The following is a 12,915-nucleotide window of genomic DNA, read 5'->3' on the forward strand; positions in this document are numbered from 1 at the left end:
GGTTGGTTGAATCGCAACTCAACCTCAATGTAGCAGTTCCCTATCGAGATAGCCTGGTGTGAATTTTCCCTGGCAACACTTTGTTCCTACAAAAAGGCCTCCTGAATCACATCCAGGAGGCCTCGTTGGTTTATGCTCCCCACCCCTCGCGAGGCGGTTAATGATTACTCAGCGATCGTCTCTCGCCCTATTTCCTGCTCGTCGCGGGCAGTGTCACAGAACGGCATATCAATCCAGCCGCCTTCGCTGTACAGGCGTGTGGCGTCGGCGTAGTGATCGGACGCGGGGTCAGTGGACTGCGAGTAAGTCAGAATGGCATAGGCATCCGGGCACTCGGTCTCATCCCAGGTAATAGCCTGGATGTAGCTATTGCCGTGGGTGATATTGGAGTAGCCTTCGCCATCGATCAGGTCAGAGGTAATCACGCTGAACATCATGCGCGAAGAGCCGCCGTGAATACCGATGCGCTCGCCGTTCTTCTCGTCGAACTGCACCTCACCCCAGGGGGCATCAAGCGCAATGCCTGCGTCCAGCAGCGCGTCTACGCCACCACCAAGCGCGACACGAACAGCGTCAACCACTACCGGATCGAGGTTAAGCACAGCAGGCGTGGTCACGGGCATGGTCACATCAAAAGGCACACTCCAGAGGTTTTCAATGTCGCGTGCGCGCTGCCAGAATTCCCAGAAGATATGGCCGCCAACGCTGTCGAGTCGGTGTGCACCGTCCCAGTTGCGCAGTATCGTACAGGCCTCTGTCATGGCAGCGGGATTGGCGCTATACATGGCCCAGTCTGCGGTTTCGTCACAGACATCGGCGAGATCACTCTGCATCAGCTGCGCGACGTAGTTGTCTGCCTGATAGGAGATCGCCCGGACATTATCGATATTGAACAAGGGATCAGCACCGTGGTTATCCCCGCCTGCCAGACGCGCTTCAGCCAGCGAGAACGTGTGCCGGGTACGCATGCTTTGCTCAATATTCTCATCGCCAATCACGGGCGAGAAGCCGGTGAGCAATTGGCGTGGGTTGGACAGCCAGTAGCTGTCGTTGGCATTGGCGCCGTATTCGCGCGTTTCGAGTTTAGGCAGGCTGTCGTAACCAAACACGCCTTCGGGCGTATCGGGATCGTTGCCCCACTCGCAACTGGAATCAGAGCCCTCCAGTGTGGTGAAACCAAAGTCGGTCAGCAGCGCCTGCAGCGTTCCGCGAATACAGCTGCCGTATTGAGCTACAGAGACGTTGGGCACCACAGAAATATCGCCGTAGAACGCGTTGCCATCACGGTCAGCCGCAATCGTATTCACCCAGGGAATACCAATACTGCGCAGAGCGTCGGTAAACTCGCCCATGTTCTCGGCCTTACCCATTTGCACCCACTGGTCGAAACCGCGCAGATTTTCCAGATTCGCATCGCGATAGGTCAGCAGCGTACCGGCGGCATTGGGCCAGCCAGCCAGAAGCGGTGAGACAGAGCCCAGGTCGACAATCGGGCCGTAGTGAGAGAAGTAGAACGTGTAATCCACCTCGGCGCCGCTGCCATCAATGGCCGTAACCGAGCGTGAGGTAATTTCGCGCATCTCGCCGTCGTACTGGTATTCCATGGGGTTGTCTGGATTGAGCGACAGTTCGAAGAAGGTGAAGCGGTCGCCGGTGCTTACCGTGTGTGACCAGGCGACGTTTTCGTTAAAACCAATCACCGGTGCAGGCAGGCCACCGAGGGCCGCGCCCATCACGTCGTATTCGTCCGCAATGGTCAGGTGAAACATAAAGAAGCGCAGGTTGCCCTGCCAGGGAAAGTGCGGGTTACCAAACAGAATGCCGGATTCTGTCTGCGAGGCATCGGCGCCGATGCCATACGCATTACTGCCAATTTCCCATCCCTCAGGCACGCCAAGCGCGGCGGTTACCGTCGCCTTGTCCAGCCCGGCGAACAGTTCGGCCTGTTCAGCCGGCGCCATCGGCGCCACGGCAGCCATACCCTGGGGTGGCGTCACAGCGGTACTAAAATCGGCCAGCGGGCCACTGGAGCCACGCAAGATCGCCTTGTGAGCGAGTCGTACCACATCGCGATAATCCACTTCGCGCACCCAATCGGCGCCGCGACAGCCTTCTTCGCCTTCCGCCAGGTTGTCGACACCGGTCTCGCTAAGGTAGCGGTTGACGCCGGCGGCATAGCCCTCCATCGCGGCTTGCAGGTCGTCAGACAAAGTCCCGAAGATGCGGTCGATGGTCTCATCGTCGTTGTACAGTTTGTAGACCAAGTCGTCATTGAGGTTTCCCTCGTCGCCCAGATAGCGGGCGGACTCGCCGTTGGCGCGCACATACTCACGCATCAGGGTACAGAAATTTTCGTTGGCGTAGCTGTAACCCACGCCATAACCGCCACTGCCCCAATCGTCGGCCACGACATGGGGAATGCCGTACTCAGTCCAGATAATATCTGTCTCGTAGGTGTATTCAGGCTCGGGGGGATCGACCGGCGGGTCAACGGGCGTGTTATTGCGGTCGGAGGAATCGCTACAGGCGACAATAACGCTGCAGGCCAATGCAGCCAGTGGCAGGCGCAACTTGCGGGGTAGTTCAGTGCTCAAGTGAGGTACCTATTAGAATTGTTAATGAAACAACCGTAATAGTTTACCGATCGGCCAGTCCCTTGCACAGCCGCACCTAAAAATAATGGCCAGTGAATTCTGGCCACCAACCAGTCAAAAGTGGTCAGCCCTTCAATTCGCGAAAATTGGGCGGCCGCTTTTCCATGAAGGCGGTAATGGCTTCGATATTCTCGGGCGAACCGGCCTGCCGGGCCATGCCCTCTTTCTCTGCTTCAATGGCAGTGTGGATCGCAGGCATATGGTGCATGCGCAGGCTGCGCTTGATCTCGCGCAGGGAATTCACCGGCCACTGGGCGATCTCCCGCGCCTGCGCAAGGGCGTGATCGAAGAGTTCTGACTCCGGCAGCACCCGGGCCACAACACCCAGTTCCAGAGCTCGCTCAGCTTCCACCCAGGCCGCCGTGTAGAACAGTTCCGCTGCCCGTTGCGGGCCAATATTGGCCGGCAACATATAGCTGCTTGCCCACTCCGGCACCAGCCCCAGGCTGGCGAACGGTAGGCGCAGACGGAAGGACTCGGCTGCGTACACCATGTCAGCGTGAAACAGCACGGTGGCACCACCACCGACGGCGGCGCCCTGCACTGCCGCTACCAGCGGCTTGTCGAATTCAGCCACCGCCAAAGCTGCTGCATCAAACAGCGCCTGGGCATCGACACCCGCCTCACCGAAGCTGGAGAGGTCAACGCCGGAGCAGAAATTGGCGCCGGCGCCGCACAACAGGACACAGACCACGTCGTCGTCATTGGCGGCGTTGCGGAAGGTCGACTCGATCGCCACCCACATATCGTTGTCGATGGCGTTCTTACGCTCTGGACGATTCAGGGTGACAACCAGCACCCCGTCACGATTCTCGACAAGCAGTTTATCGCTCATAGTTTTCCTTATTGATGAAAATTGATGGCCGTCGCCAGATCGGCCCGATCCGTTTGACAGCCATTTGCCGGCGCATCGGCCACAGGCCTGCCGAATGAAATACCGAACACGAGTTTGTCGGTTTCAGGCACGCCCAATACTTCCCGTACAAAGTTGGCCTGGAAGCTCAAAGCAGTCTGCGGGCAGCTGCCAAGGCCGTGCGAGGTCAGCGTGAGCATCAACGTCTGCGCGTACATGCCCAGGTCCGCCGCTTCGCGCAAACCGAAGGGTTCGGGCAGAAACAGGAATGCAACGTGGGGGGCATCGAAAAACGTGAAGTTGCGCATGAACTGGGTGTGGCGCCCGGCCTTGTCTTCACGGGTAACACCCACAGCATCATAGAGGGCCACAGCGGCGCCGTGCTGGCGCTCCTTGTAGACACCGTCATACACGCCGTCATAGGGAAAGTCCATGCTGATGTCCCCGCCCATAAAGCGCTCCGGAATTTCAGTACGGAGTTTTTCCAGCACCGCACCCGAGGCCACATGCACGTTCCAGGGCTGAGTATTGCAGTTGCTCGGCGCGCGCTGGGCAACGTTAAAAATGCGCTCCAGCAGCGCCGGCTCAATGGGCTCCGGCTCAAAGGCACGCAGGGAGCGCCGCCCTTCGACTACCGCCTGGAAAATATCACTGCTGTCTGACATGGGTCTGGAATCCGTCTTGAGTTGGGGGCGCCATTATCGCGGCAAGATCAGGTGCCGGTAAACTCCGCGGGGCGTTTTTCCTTGAACGCGCGCATACCTTCCTTGGCATCGTTGGAGGCAAACACAGGCCCTGCGAGGGCATCCGAGGCCACCATGGCATCGTCTTCGCTCATACACTCCTGGTGCTCACGCAATGACTGCACCACGGCCTTGACCGCCAGCGGTCCGTTGGCACAGATCTTGGCTGCGTATTCCTTGGCGGCATCCAATGTGGTGCCCTTCGGAACAATCTTGTTGATCAGGCCGATATCTAATGCCTGCTGTGCAGACACGTGCTCACCGCAGAGCAGAATCTCGGCGGCCAGGCAGTAGGGAATCTGGCGGCGCAGGCGCACGGTGGAGCCGGACATGGGATACAGGCCCCGCGCCACTTCTGTAACACCGAACACCGCATCCTCGGCACCGACCCGAATATCCGTGCCCTGCAAAATCTCAGTGCCGCCGGCGAGCGCGTAGCCCTCAACGGCGAGGATAATCGGTTTGTTGGGGCGATTGTCACGCAACAGCGCCTGCCAGTGCACATTGGGCACTTCACCCATGAGCGTCATAAACTCTTCGGTAGCCCCGTGATCGCCATCCGCACCGGCTTTGAGGTCCATGCCCGCACAGAAGGTATCGCCATTGGCGGTCAGAATCGCACAGCGAAGACTGTCGTCTTCATCCAGCAGGCGCCAGGCTTTATACATACCCAGCAGCATCTGCGGGCTGAAGGCGTTTTTCGCCTCCGGGCGATTCAGCGTCACGATCAGGACGTTGCCCTCCTGCTCAACAATGCAGTTCTCAGTGCTTATATCCAGTTCAGCCATGTTACTTCCTCAATGTTGTCAGGCTTGGTGGAAATCGCCGGACAGGGCAATTTCCAGAGCTTTGGGGTACGCGGGCTTGCCGCTCGGGGCGCGCGGGACTTCGTCCACTACGTGTAGCTCGCGAGGCACCTTGTAGCCTGCAATGTGTTCTCGGGCCGCCTCCTGCACCTCGGCAAGCGACACCGCGGCATCGCCGCGCAACGCCACCACAGCGGTTACTTTGCTGCCAAAGCGCTCATCCGGCGTGGCCACCACCAGGCAGTCGAAAATCGCAGGATTGGCCTTCAGCGCCTGCTCCACCTCTTCGGGGAAGATTTTCTCGCCGCCGCTGTTAATGCAGTTGGAGCCGCGACCGTACACAGTGATTGTGTCGTCTTCTTCAAGTCGCGCCTCGTCACCGAGTAACAACCAGGGGTTGCCATCTACCTCAACAATCGTGCGCGCGGTTTTCTCCGGGTCGTTGTAGTAGCCCACCGGGATATGCCCGGCGCGCGCAAAGATGCCCATTTCACCGTGCTGCACATGACGATGCGGCTCGCCTTCCACATCGGTAATTACGGACATGAACTCGCTCTTGGTGACATTACCAAGACCCTGCCCTTTCTTGCCACCGCCATCCATGCCCATGTTGCCGGACTCTGAGGAACCGAACGAGTTGGTAATGAATACGTTCGGGAAATGCGTCTTGAAGGCTTCCTGCTTACTCTCGGAGAACACAGCGCCACCGGAGCCCACACTGAATATCGAGCTCAGGTCCCAGCGCTCGGGATTCGCCTCAAGGGCATCGAGCAGCGGTACGGCCATGGCATCGCCGACAATTGAGATCGCGTTGACCTTCTCGCGAGCCACGATGTCCCAGACTTCTTCGCCCACCAGCGAGCGATACGGGCTGAGCACGACGGTGTTACCGGCCAGCATCTGGATACAGGCATACCACCAGCAGGCGCCGTGCATGAGCGGCGCCAGGGCCATACCAACAATCGGAAAATCACCGATACGATCGACGATTTGTTCGGGCTGGCTGATCGCGCCATCGGGGTGGAACCAGCCACCGCCGCCCATGGCGGCAAAGAACACGGCTTTGTGTGGCCACATGACGCCCTTGGGCATACCGGTGGTGCCGCCGGTGTAGAGAATGAACAGGTCGTCGTCGGCACGCTCACCGAAGTCGCGGTTGTCAGATTGCCCCGCCAGGCTGGCCTCGTATTCCACCGAGCCGATAGCATCGACATCGGCACCGCTGTCATCCACCACATGCACAAACGTTTGCAGATCGGGAGCCGCGTTGCGAATCTCCGCAATGTGAGGTGAGAACTCCTGATTGTGAATACAGGCAACCATGTCCGCGTTATCAAAGATGTACAGCAGCTCATCCTTGACGTAGCGATAATTCACGTTGATCGGCACCGCCCTGATCTTGAAGCAGGCAAGCATACCCTCGAGATACTCGTTGCAGTTGTAGAGATAGAGCCCCACATGGTCGCCCGCGCCCACCCCATTGGCAGCCAGGTAGTGAGCCAGCTGATTGGCTCGTTGGTCGAGCTCAGCAAAGGTCGCCCGCTGGTCACCGCACACCAGGGCATCGCGCCCCGGCACTTTATCGGCCACCATCTCGTACATATCGGCGATATTAAAATGTTTATTCATGCCTGCTACTCCTTCTGTACTTAGGCCTTATCTGCGCCCACAACCCACATGGCGTAGAACTGGGCGCCACCGCCGTAGGCATGGCCCAATGCCAGTTTAGCGCCTTCAACCTGGTGGTCACCCGCGTCACCACGCACCTGACGTGCAGCCTCGGCAAAGCGAATCATGCCCGATGCACCAATCGGATTCGATGACAGCACACCCCCTGAAGGGTTCCAGGGAATATCGCCATTTTCATCCAGCGACGTTGCGCCCTCCATGGTCAGCTTCCAGCCCTCGCCCTCCGGGGCGAAGCCGAGGTTCTCCAGCCACATCGGTTCGTACCAGCTAAACGGTACGTACACCTCAGCACAGTCGAGATCCTTGCGCGGGTCGGTAATGCCTGCCTGCTTGTAAACATCCGCCGCGCAATCGCGGCCAGCCTGTGGGTTCACCTCATCGCGACCGGCGAACATTGTCGGCTCCGAGCGCATCGCTACGCCGCGAATCCACGCGGGAGGCTTGGATGCCTTTTCTGCTAGCTCTTCGTTAGCAATGATCATGGCACAGGCGCCATCGGACGACGGGCAAGATTCCAGGAAACGGATCGGATCCCACAGCATGAAGGATTCCTCGACTTCCTTCATCGTGATTTCAGGCAGTTGCAAGTGCGCCAGAGGATTGCGCGCGCCGTGCAGTCGATCCTTGACAGCCACCTTGATACCCACGTCGTAGGGGGCGCCGGAGCGGCGCATGTACTCGCGAATGATTGGTGCGAAATAGCCGCCCGCACCCGCATTCAGGTGGGTGGAAAAAGGCTGTGGATTTGAGAGGGCCCACATCGCGTTCGACTCTGACTGTTTCTCAAAGGCCACGGTAAGCACCCGCTTAAAGGCGCCACTTTGCACATGTGATGCCGCTACAAGTGCCGTTGAGCCGCCCACCGAGCCAGCCGTGTGGACGCGCAACATGGGCTTGCCATTACATCCCAATGCGTCGGTGAGATATATCTCCGGCATGATAACGCCCTCGAACATATCGGGGGCTTTGCCGATGATTACCGCGTCGATGTCATCCCAGGTCAGATCTGCGTCTTTGAGGGCATTGACCGCCGCCTCGCGCACCAGACCTGCGATCGATACGTCATCGCGTTTGGTCGTATAACTCGTTTGGCCAATCCCGACCACTGCTGCCAAATTTGTCATTAGGCTTTCTCCCCTTTCTCTACCACGGCAACCAGGTTGTGCTGCAGGCATGGCCCAGACGTGGCGTGAGCCACACCGCGTTCCGCCTCACCGGCAATAATTCGATTAAACACCTCCCCAACCCGTGACAGTCCAGAGGCCATCATGAGGTTACCTGCCAGCACACCACCCGACGGATTAACACTGGTGTCCTCCGACAAGCCAAGTGCTCGGCTGAGGATGATTTCCTGGTGACTGAAAGGCGCATACAACTCGGCGACATCCACCTTGCCGTTACTCACACCCGCTCTTTCTGCAGCCTTACGCGTTGATGGGGAGTCCGTCAGATCGCGCATCCCCATATTGTGGGTTTCGATAATATGGTCGATGCCGGAGATCACGGCGTAGGGCTTACCCCAGGCCTTGGCCTTCTCTACCGTTGCGATCACCATCGCACTTGCACCGTCAGAAATGGGGCAGATGTCTGCCTTGCGCAGAGGCGACACAAACGTGTCCTGTGCGAGTACATCATCCACAGACAGCTCGCCTTTGAGCTGCGCGTGAGGATTATTTTCCATCGCGTTACGACGAGAGGCTGACACAACCTCAGCCATATCGCGCTCAGTGATAAGACCCTGATCCAACATCATGCGCGCCTGCATCGCCGCCAGGGAGATCGTATCGATCCATTGTGGCGCCAGGTAATAGGGATCCAGTTGCTGTGACAGCACGATCGGCAGCTCGCCGGGAGAGGACTTGCCAAAGCCGTATACGAGCGCGGAATCGGCGTGCCCCATCTTGATTTTCAAGATGGACTCATACAATGCCCAGGCTGCATCCATCTCCACATGGGATTCCTTGATAGGCGGCACTGCGCCCAGGGCGTCCACACCCATCACAAAGGCGAAAGCTGCGCCCTGCATATAATCGCAGGAGCCCGAGCATACGAAGTCCACGTCCTGGGCACTGCCGATACCGACCTGTTCATACACGCGGCCCAGCACTGGCATGATCAGTTCTACTTCGTTGCACGCCCCTGCATCGGAGACGGCGTCAGACTGTTGGTACCCTACTATTGCAATTTCTTTCATGATCAAACCTCCAGCCCGGTCACTGGCAGCTTGCCAATCTCATCTACAGGCACATCGGGCTCCTCGATAGGTTTGAAATACTTGATGTTATCCATGGAATAATCCCACTCTTCCTCTGGCTTCCACACTGCCTGTACACGCTGTCCGATGCGTACTTCTGCGTTGTCGCACTCGCTCATCAAGTGGATGAACGAAATATTGGCACCGTCAGCGACAAGGTTTGCCACTACAAATGGCGGTTCAATCGCATTGCCGGGAATCGGGATATGGACGATCGTGAACGACTGCACAGTGGCCTTGTCTGCGACATTCACTTCCTCTTCAGTTGGCAGGCCAGTGGCGGGACAGGAACCACGCGGGGGCACATAGACCTGCGCATCCGGCGCCGCCCGACGCTGACCGGTTAGAACGCCATTCTTCAGCTGACTCAGAAAGCGAGCGGGCGCCGCTCCCGCGGTAAAGTTGTACTTCAGGTAAATGGGAACTTCGATGCCGGTGATCATTTCGTTTTCTTCACTCACTGTCAGCTACCTCCTACACAAGCTCGAAATGGCGTATATCATCGATATACCCGCGTGTTTCTTCAGCCCAAACAGCCCGCACACGCGCGCCGGTGGCAATATCTGCTTCATCGCGCGCTGCCACACGATGAATCATGGGCACGTCTGCGCCGTCCAACCTGATCATGGCCCAGGCAAAAGGCGTATCCATGGGGTGTGCCTCGCGTGGTTGCTTAACCCAGGCAAAGCTGACGATCTCGCCTTCCTGGCCCACTTCGACAAACTCACTGAGTTCCTCGGCTGTATCGGGGTCGTATTCCATGGGCGGAACAATGACCCGACCGTCGGTGGCCTTGATGCCGACAATGCTTCTGAGTTTGAGCGCGGTGAGAAAGCGCCCTACGACTGGCCCGGTTGAGCGGGTATAGGTGTAACCAAGAGTAAATTCCTGGTTCAGGATTTCTGGTTGCGACACGCCGCAGCCCTCCTCTGGACTGATTCAGTTGAGCGATCAGTATCAGCGAGCTGACATTTGCGCTCAATGACGCGGCTGATCAACCTGTAGTGACTTTTCAGATCATTATGATGAACCAGAAGGGCATTACCCGACCTGAGGGATGGCCAGCCGCACATATTCGACGATAATGCACGACACGCATAATTCTTTAGGAGAGATTAAATGGCTGTAGCAGCTTCGGGATACCTACGAATCGGCGCCACCGAGGTGGATGCATGGATGGGCTTTGGCACCGGTGTACTGGGCCTGATGGAGGCCCAGCGCGATGACGCCAGCGGCGCGCGTTACCTGCGCCTGGATGATCACCCGTTCCGGCTGATGATCGAGCCCGCCGAAGCCGATGGCCTGATCGCCACAGGCCTGGAATTTCCAGACGAAGATGCGTTCCGCGCCTGTTGCTCGGCCCTGACGGCAGCGGGACACGATATAGCCCCTGGCTCAGAGGCGGAAGCCAAGCGTCGCGCTGTCACCGCCTTCGCTACCACCCAGGACCCCTCTGGCAATGTGCTTGAGCTGTACTGGGGCCGCGAACTGGATTACACCCCGCTCGTATCACCACAGGGCATTGCCAACTTCGTCACCACCTATCAGCAAACCGGTGACCTGGGCTTTGGCCACCTGGTGTTACCCGCACTGGAATTCGATGCCACCACTGATTTCTATACCGAGATCATCGGCATGGGCATTACCGACATCCTCTACCCTCCCGGCATGGACGGCGCGAAGATCCACTTCATGCACGCGAACAATCCGCGTCAACACTCCCTGGCCCTGTTCAACGGCCCTCACCCACTGGGTGTGGTACACATTATGGTAGAGGTGGAAACCATGGATGAAGTGGGCCGCGCCATGGATCGCGCCAAAGCTGCGGGCTCGCACTTCCTGGCTACACTGGGCCGTCACATCAATGACAACATGTGCTCGGTGTATCTACTGGCGCCGGGTGGCATTGCCGTGGAATTCGGCTGCGAAGGCATGCTGATCGATCCTGAGACCCACGTGGCCACGGTCAGCACCGAAGGCGATCTGTGGGGACACGAATACAACTTCCCCGGCATGAACGACTAAACTCTCTGCCAGCCCGGGGAGCATCTGCCCCGGGCTTACGCTTTCGCGCTACGGCCTAGTTGGCAACCTCAATACTCACCGGAATCCAGCGGTTGAGAATGTACTGCAGGCTGCCGTTGGCCCTCATTAACTCAAGCGCGCGGTTCAACTCCTGCTCCAGCGCAGCATTATCCTTCTGCACCACCCAGGCCAGCACCTCTTCCGTCAATGGCGTATAGAGACTGATGAGGTCACCATTTTCCGGCGCATTGGCCAGCTGCCAACTGGTGGGGGCATCGTGTAGGTAGAGGTCAATCTCGTCGGCGCGCAGGCCATCGAACGCCGCGTCCGGGTTATCGAAGTATTTAAGCTTGGCATTTTCGAGATTGGCTTCAGCAAAACGGGCCCCGGTGGTATAGGGCTCAACACCCACGCGCACGCCCTCGCGGTAGATCGCCCATGGCTGCGAGTGCGTCCCAAGCTTACTCTGGTGCAGAATGGGCATCTGCCCTACCTTCAAGTACGGCTCGCTGAAGCGCATCTTCTCCAGACGCGCGTCGGTGATGCTGATGCCAGACATAATGACGTCAATGTCGCCCGCGTCGAGAGCTGGCAACAGCTCCTCAAAGGGCAGCTCAACCAGTTCAACGCGCATATTGAGTATTTTGCCCACAGCGCGCGCATTGTCGGGTTCCACCCCATAGATTTTCCCATCCTGTTTGAAATGCAGCGGTGGGTAGTCTGCGGATAAGCCCACTATGAGCACGCCCGCTGCCTGGGCGGGAATCACCACGAGTGCGAAAAGAAGGCTGAGGAAGATCTGTCTGAACATAGTAATACCCTGTCGAATGCTGAGCGAGAATGTACCACCGACACCGAGGCAGGCAAACGAAAAGCTGACCTAAATCCCCGGATCGCTTACACTGCTCGGACACGACTAAGGAACCATGACGTTGAGTGAAACCAGCAAAATCGACCGCAATCTACTCCAGGATTGGCTGCGCCAGTCCAGAGTTGATTTCCATGTCTGCAGCAACTGCGAAGGGCTGCACATCGAGGCACTGCGAGATATTGAGGGCTTGATCGATAGCCGGCTGTTTCTGGAACCCTGGGGTTTATTGCTGACCAGCGAGCTTGAAATACGCCCGATGGCGCTGTTGCCACTGGCCGCCGACCTGGGCCGCCTGAATATGGAGTACCCCACACTGAAACTGTTTCAGGACGTGGTCGACGATGCAACACCACAGCTGGTGGTTGCCGGCGTGCTGCCCGCTGGCGCGGGACTCACCCTCGAGCAGGTCGCCAACTTTCTCTCCATCGTCATTGGTGCAACCCGACAGATCGCCGACGAGTGTCTGCGCCTTGACTACCTCTTTGCCCAGGCTGGCAATGCCCAGCCCGGCTCCAACGCACTTCACTGACGAAGACTTCCATGAGCGCAGAAAATAATAAAAATCACGTATTCGCCTTCTACCAGACTGTGGCCCAGCGCGAGGGAGACACCCCGCTGCCCATGGCCAAATACTTCAGCGAGAACGCCGAATGGCGCCTGCCCCGCAGCAGCCCTATGCACGGCAAACTCAAGGGACTGGAAGCCATCGCCGGCTTGTTTGGCGGCGCCGTGGACGATTACTACCAGCCTGGCTCCATGCAGTACGACTATCACGCCGTCATCGCCGATGCGGATTTCGTTGTCATGCAGTTCACCCTCAAGGCAGTGACCGCCAACGGCCAGGACTACGAGAACGACTACTGCCTGCTGTACCGCTTCGAGGATGGCCTGATCAGCGAGGTTCGCGAGTTCTTCGACACCGCCACGCTGTTCGCCGTTCAGCCGCCTGATTACGGCTAGACTCCCGCCCCTGTCCCAACTTTGCTCATGGCAGGGTTTAATAGCTTGAATTGGCGGTCA

General features: G+C 58.2%; 13 protein-coding genes. 3 read left to right on the forward strand and 10 right to left on the reverse strand.

Going from position 1 to position 12,915, the window contains the following annotated elements:
* Positions 1-164: 164 nt before the first annotated feature.
* From BST95_RS13240 to BST95_RS13280, 9 genes are all read right to left on the reverse strand, one after another.
* A complete protein-coding gene (locus tag BST95_RS13240) occupies positions 165-2,594 on the reverse strand; it encodes a penicillin acylase family protein (protein WP_084200086.1) in 2,430 nt (809 codons plus the stop codon).
* Positions 2,595-2,718: 124 nt separating this feature from the next.
* On the reverse strand, positions 2,719-3,489 hold the full coding sequence (locus BST95_RS13245; RefSeq protein ID WP_084200087.1) for an enoyl-CoA hydratase-related protein: 771 nt from the start codon (positions 3,487-3,489) through the stop codon (positions 2,719-2,721).
* A gap of 8 nt (positions 3,490-3,497) precedes the next feature.
* A complete protein-coding gene (locus tag BST95_RS13250) occupies positions 3,498-4,172 on the reverse strand; it encodes a nitroreductase (RefSeq protein ID WP_084200088.1) in 675 nt (224 codons plus the stop codon).
* A gap of 47 nt (positions 4,173-4,219) precedes the next feature.
* A complete protein-coding gene (locus tag BST95_RS13255) occupies positions 4,220-5,038 on the reverse strand; it encodes a crotonase/enoyl-CoA hydratase family protein (RefSeq protein WP_084200089.1) in 819 nt (272 codons plus the stop codon).
* A gap of 18 nt (positions 5,039-5,056) precedes the next feature.
* The gene (locus tag BST95_RS13260; protein WP_084200090.1) at positions 5,057-6,685 is read right to left on the reverse strand and encodes an acyl-CoA synthetase; all 1,629 of its coding nucleotides are present in this window, start codon (positions 6,683-6,685) and stop codon (positions 5,057-5,059) included.
* A 20-nt stretch (positions 6,686-6,705) separates the two neighbouring features.
* Positions 6,706-7,869 carry a thiolase domain-containing protein gene (locus BST95_RS13265; RefSeq protein ID WP_084200091.1) on the reverse strand — a complete coding sequence of 388 codons (1,164 nt, stop codon included), beginning with the start codon at positions 7,867-7,869 and terminating at the stop codon, positions 6,706-6,708.
* Complete coding sequence (locus BST95_RS13270; RefSeq protein WP_084200092.1) at positions 7,869-8,939, reverse strand: lipid-transfer protein; 1,071 nt, start codon at positions 8,937-8,939, stop codon at positions 7,869-7,871. The genes BST95_RS13265 and BST95_RS13270 overlap by 1 nt, the downstream gene beginning before the upstream one ends.
* 2 nt (positions 8,940-8,941) lie before the next feature.
* Positions 8,942-9,460 (reverse strand): Zn-ribbon domain-containing OB-fold protein, encoded by a 519-nt coding sequence (locus BST95_RS13275; protein ID WP_229801567.1) that lies wholly within the window; start codon positions 9,458-9,460, stop codon positions 8,942-8,944.
* A gap of 13 nt (positions 9,461-9,473) precedes the next feature.
* Entirely contained in the window at positions 9,474-9,914 is a 441-nt protein-coding gene (locus BST95_RS13280; RefSeq protein WP_084200093.1) for a Zn-ribbon domain-containing OB-fold protein, read from the reverse strand.
* A 204-nt stretch (positions 9,915-10,118) separates the two neighbouring features.
* Between BST95_RS13280 and BST95_RS13285 the strand changes: the two genes are divergently transcribed.
* Positions 10,119-11,024: a VOC family protein gene (locus tag BST95_RS13285; protein WP_084200094.1), complete on the forward strand. Its 906-nt coding sequence runs from the start codon at positions 10,119-10,121 to the stop codon at positions 11,022-11,024.
* Between the two features lie 55 nt (positions 11,025-11,079).
* On the opposite strand, the gene BST95_RS13290 is transcribed toward BST95_RS13285, so the two are convergent.
* Positions 11,080-11,835 carry an ABC transporter substrate-binding protein gene (locus tag BST95_RS13290; protein ID WP_084200095.1) on the reverse strand — a complete coding sequence of 252 codons (756 nt, stop codon included), beginning with the start codon at positions 11,833-11,835 and terminating at the stop codon, positions 11,080-11,082.
* 121 nt (positions 11,836-11,956) lie between these two features.
* Here BST95_RS13290 and BST95_RS13295 point away from each other — a divergent pair, with 121 nt between their 5' ends.
* Together BST95_RS13295 and BST95_RS13300 are read left to right on the forward strand one after the other, a co-directional pair.
* Positions 11,957-12,424: a type III secretion system chaperone family protein gene (locus BST95_RS13295; RefSeq protein ID WP_240500196.1), complete on the forward strand. Its 468-nt coding sequence runs from the start codon at positions 11,957-11,959 to the stop codon at positions 12,422-12,424.
* Positions 12,425-12,435: 11 nt separating this feature from the next.
* Entirely contained in the window at positions 12,436-12,855 is a 420-nt protein-coding gene (locus BST95_RS13300; RefSeq protein ID WP_084200097.1) for a nuclear transport factor 2 family protein, read from the forward strand.
* The last annotated feature ends 60 nt before the right edge of the window (positions 12,856-12,915 follow it).

The sequence above is a fragment of the Halioglobus japonicus genome, assembly GCF_001983995.1.
Taxonomy (GTDB): Bacteria; Pseudomonadota; Gammaproteobacteria; order Pseudomonadales; family Halieaceae; genus Halioglobus; species Halioglobus japonicus.

Excerpts from the sequence above, each read along its gene's own strand:
- BST95_RS13245 (WP_084200087.1), bottom strand. The coding sequence starts at position 3,489 with ATGAGCGATAAACTGCTTGTCGAGAATCGTGACGGGGTGCTGGTTGTC.
- BST95_RS13285 (WP_084200094.1), top strand. The coding sequence starts at position 10,119 with ATGGCTGTAGCAGCTTCGGGATACCTACGAATCGGCGCCACCGAGGTG.
- BST95_RS13265 (WP_084200091.1), bottom strand. The coding sequence starts at position 7,869 with ATGACAAATTTGGCAGCAGTGGTCGGGATTGGCCAAACGAGTTATACG.
- BST95_RS13290 (WP_084200095.1), bottom strand. The coding sequence starts at position 11,835 with ATGTTCAGACAGATCTTCCTCAGCCTTCTTTTCGCACTCGTGGTGATT.
- BST95_RS13260 (WP_084200090.1), bottom strand. The coding sequence starts at position 6,685 with ATGAATAAACATTTTAATATCGCCGATATGTACGAGATGGTGGCCGAT.
- BST95_RS13250 (WP_084200088.1), bottom strand. The coding sequence starts at position 4,172 with ATGTCAGACAGCAGTGATATTTTCCAGGCGGTAGTCGAAGGGCGGCGC.
- BST95_RS13270 (WP_084200092.1), bottom strand. The coding sequence starts at position 8,939 with ATGAAAGAAATTGCAATAGTAGGGTACCAACAGTCTGACGCCGTCTCC.
- BST95_RS13300 (WP_084200097.1), top strand. The coding sequence starts at position 12,436 with ATGAGCGCAGAAAATAATAAAAATCACGTATTCGCCTTCTACCAGACT.
- BST95_RS13255 (WP_084200089.1), bottom strand. The coding sequence starts at position 5,038 with ATGGCTGAACTGGATATAAGCACTGAGAACTGCATTGTTGAGCAGGAG.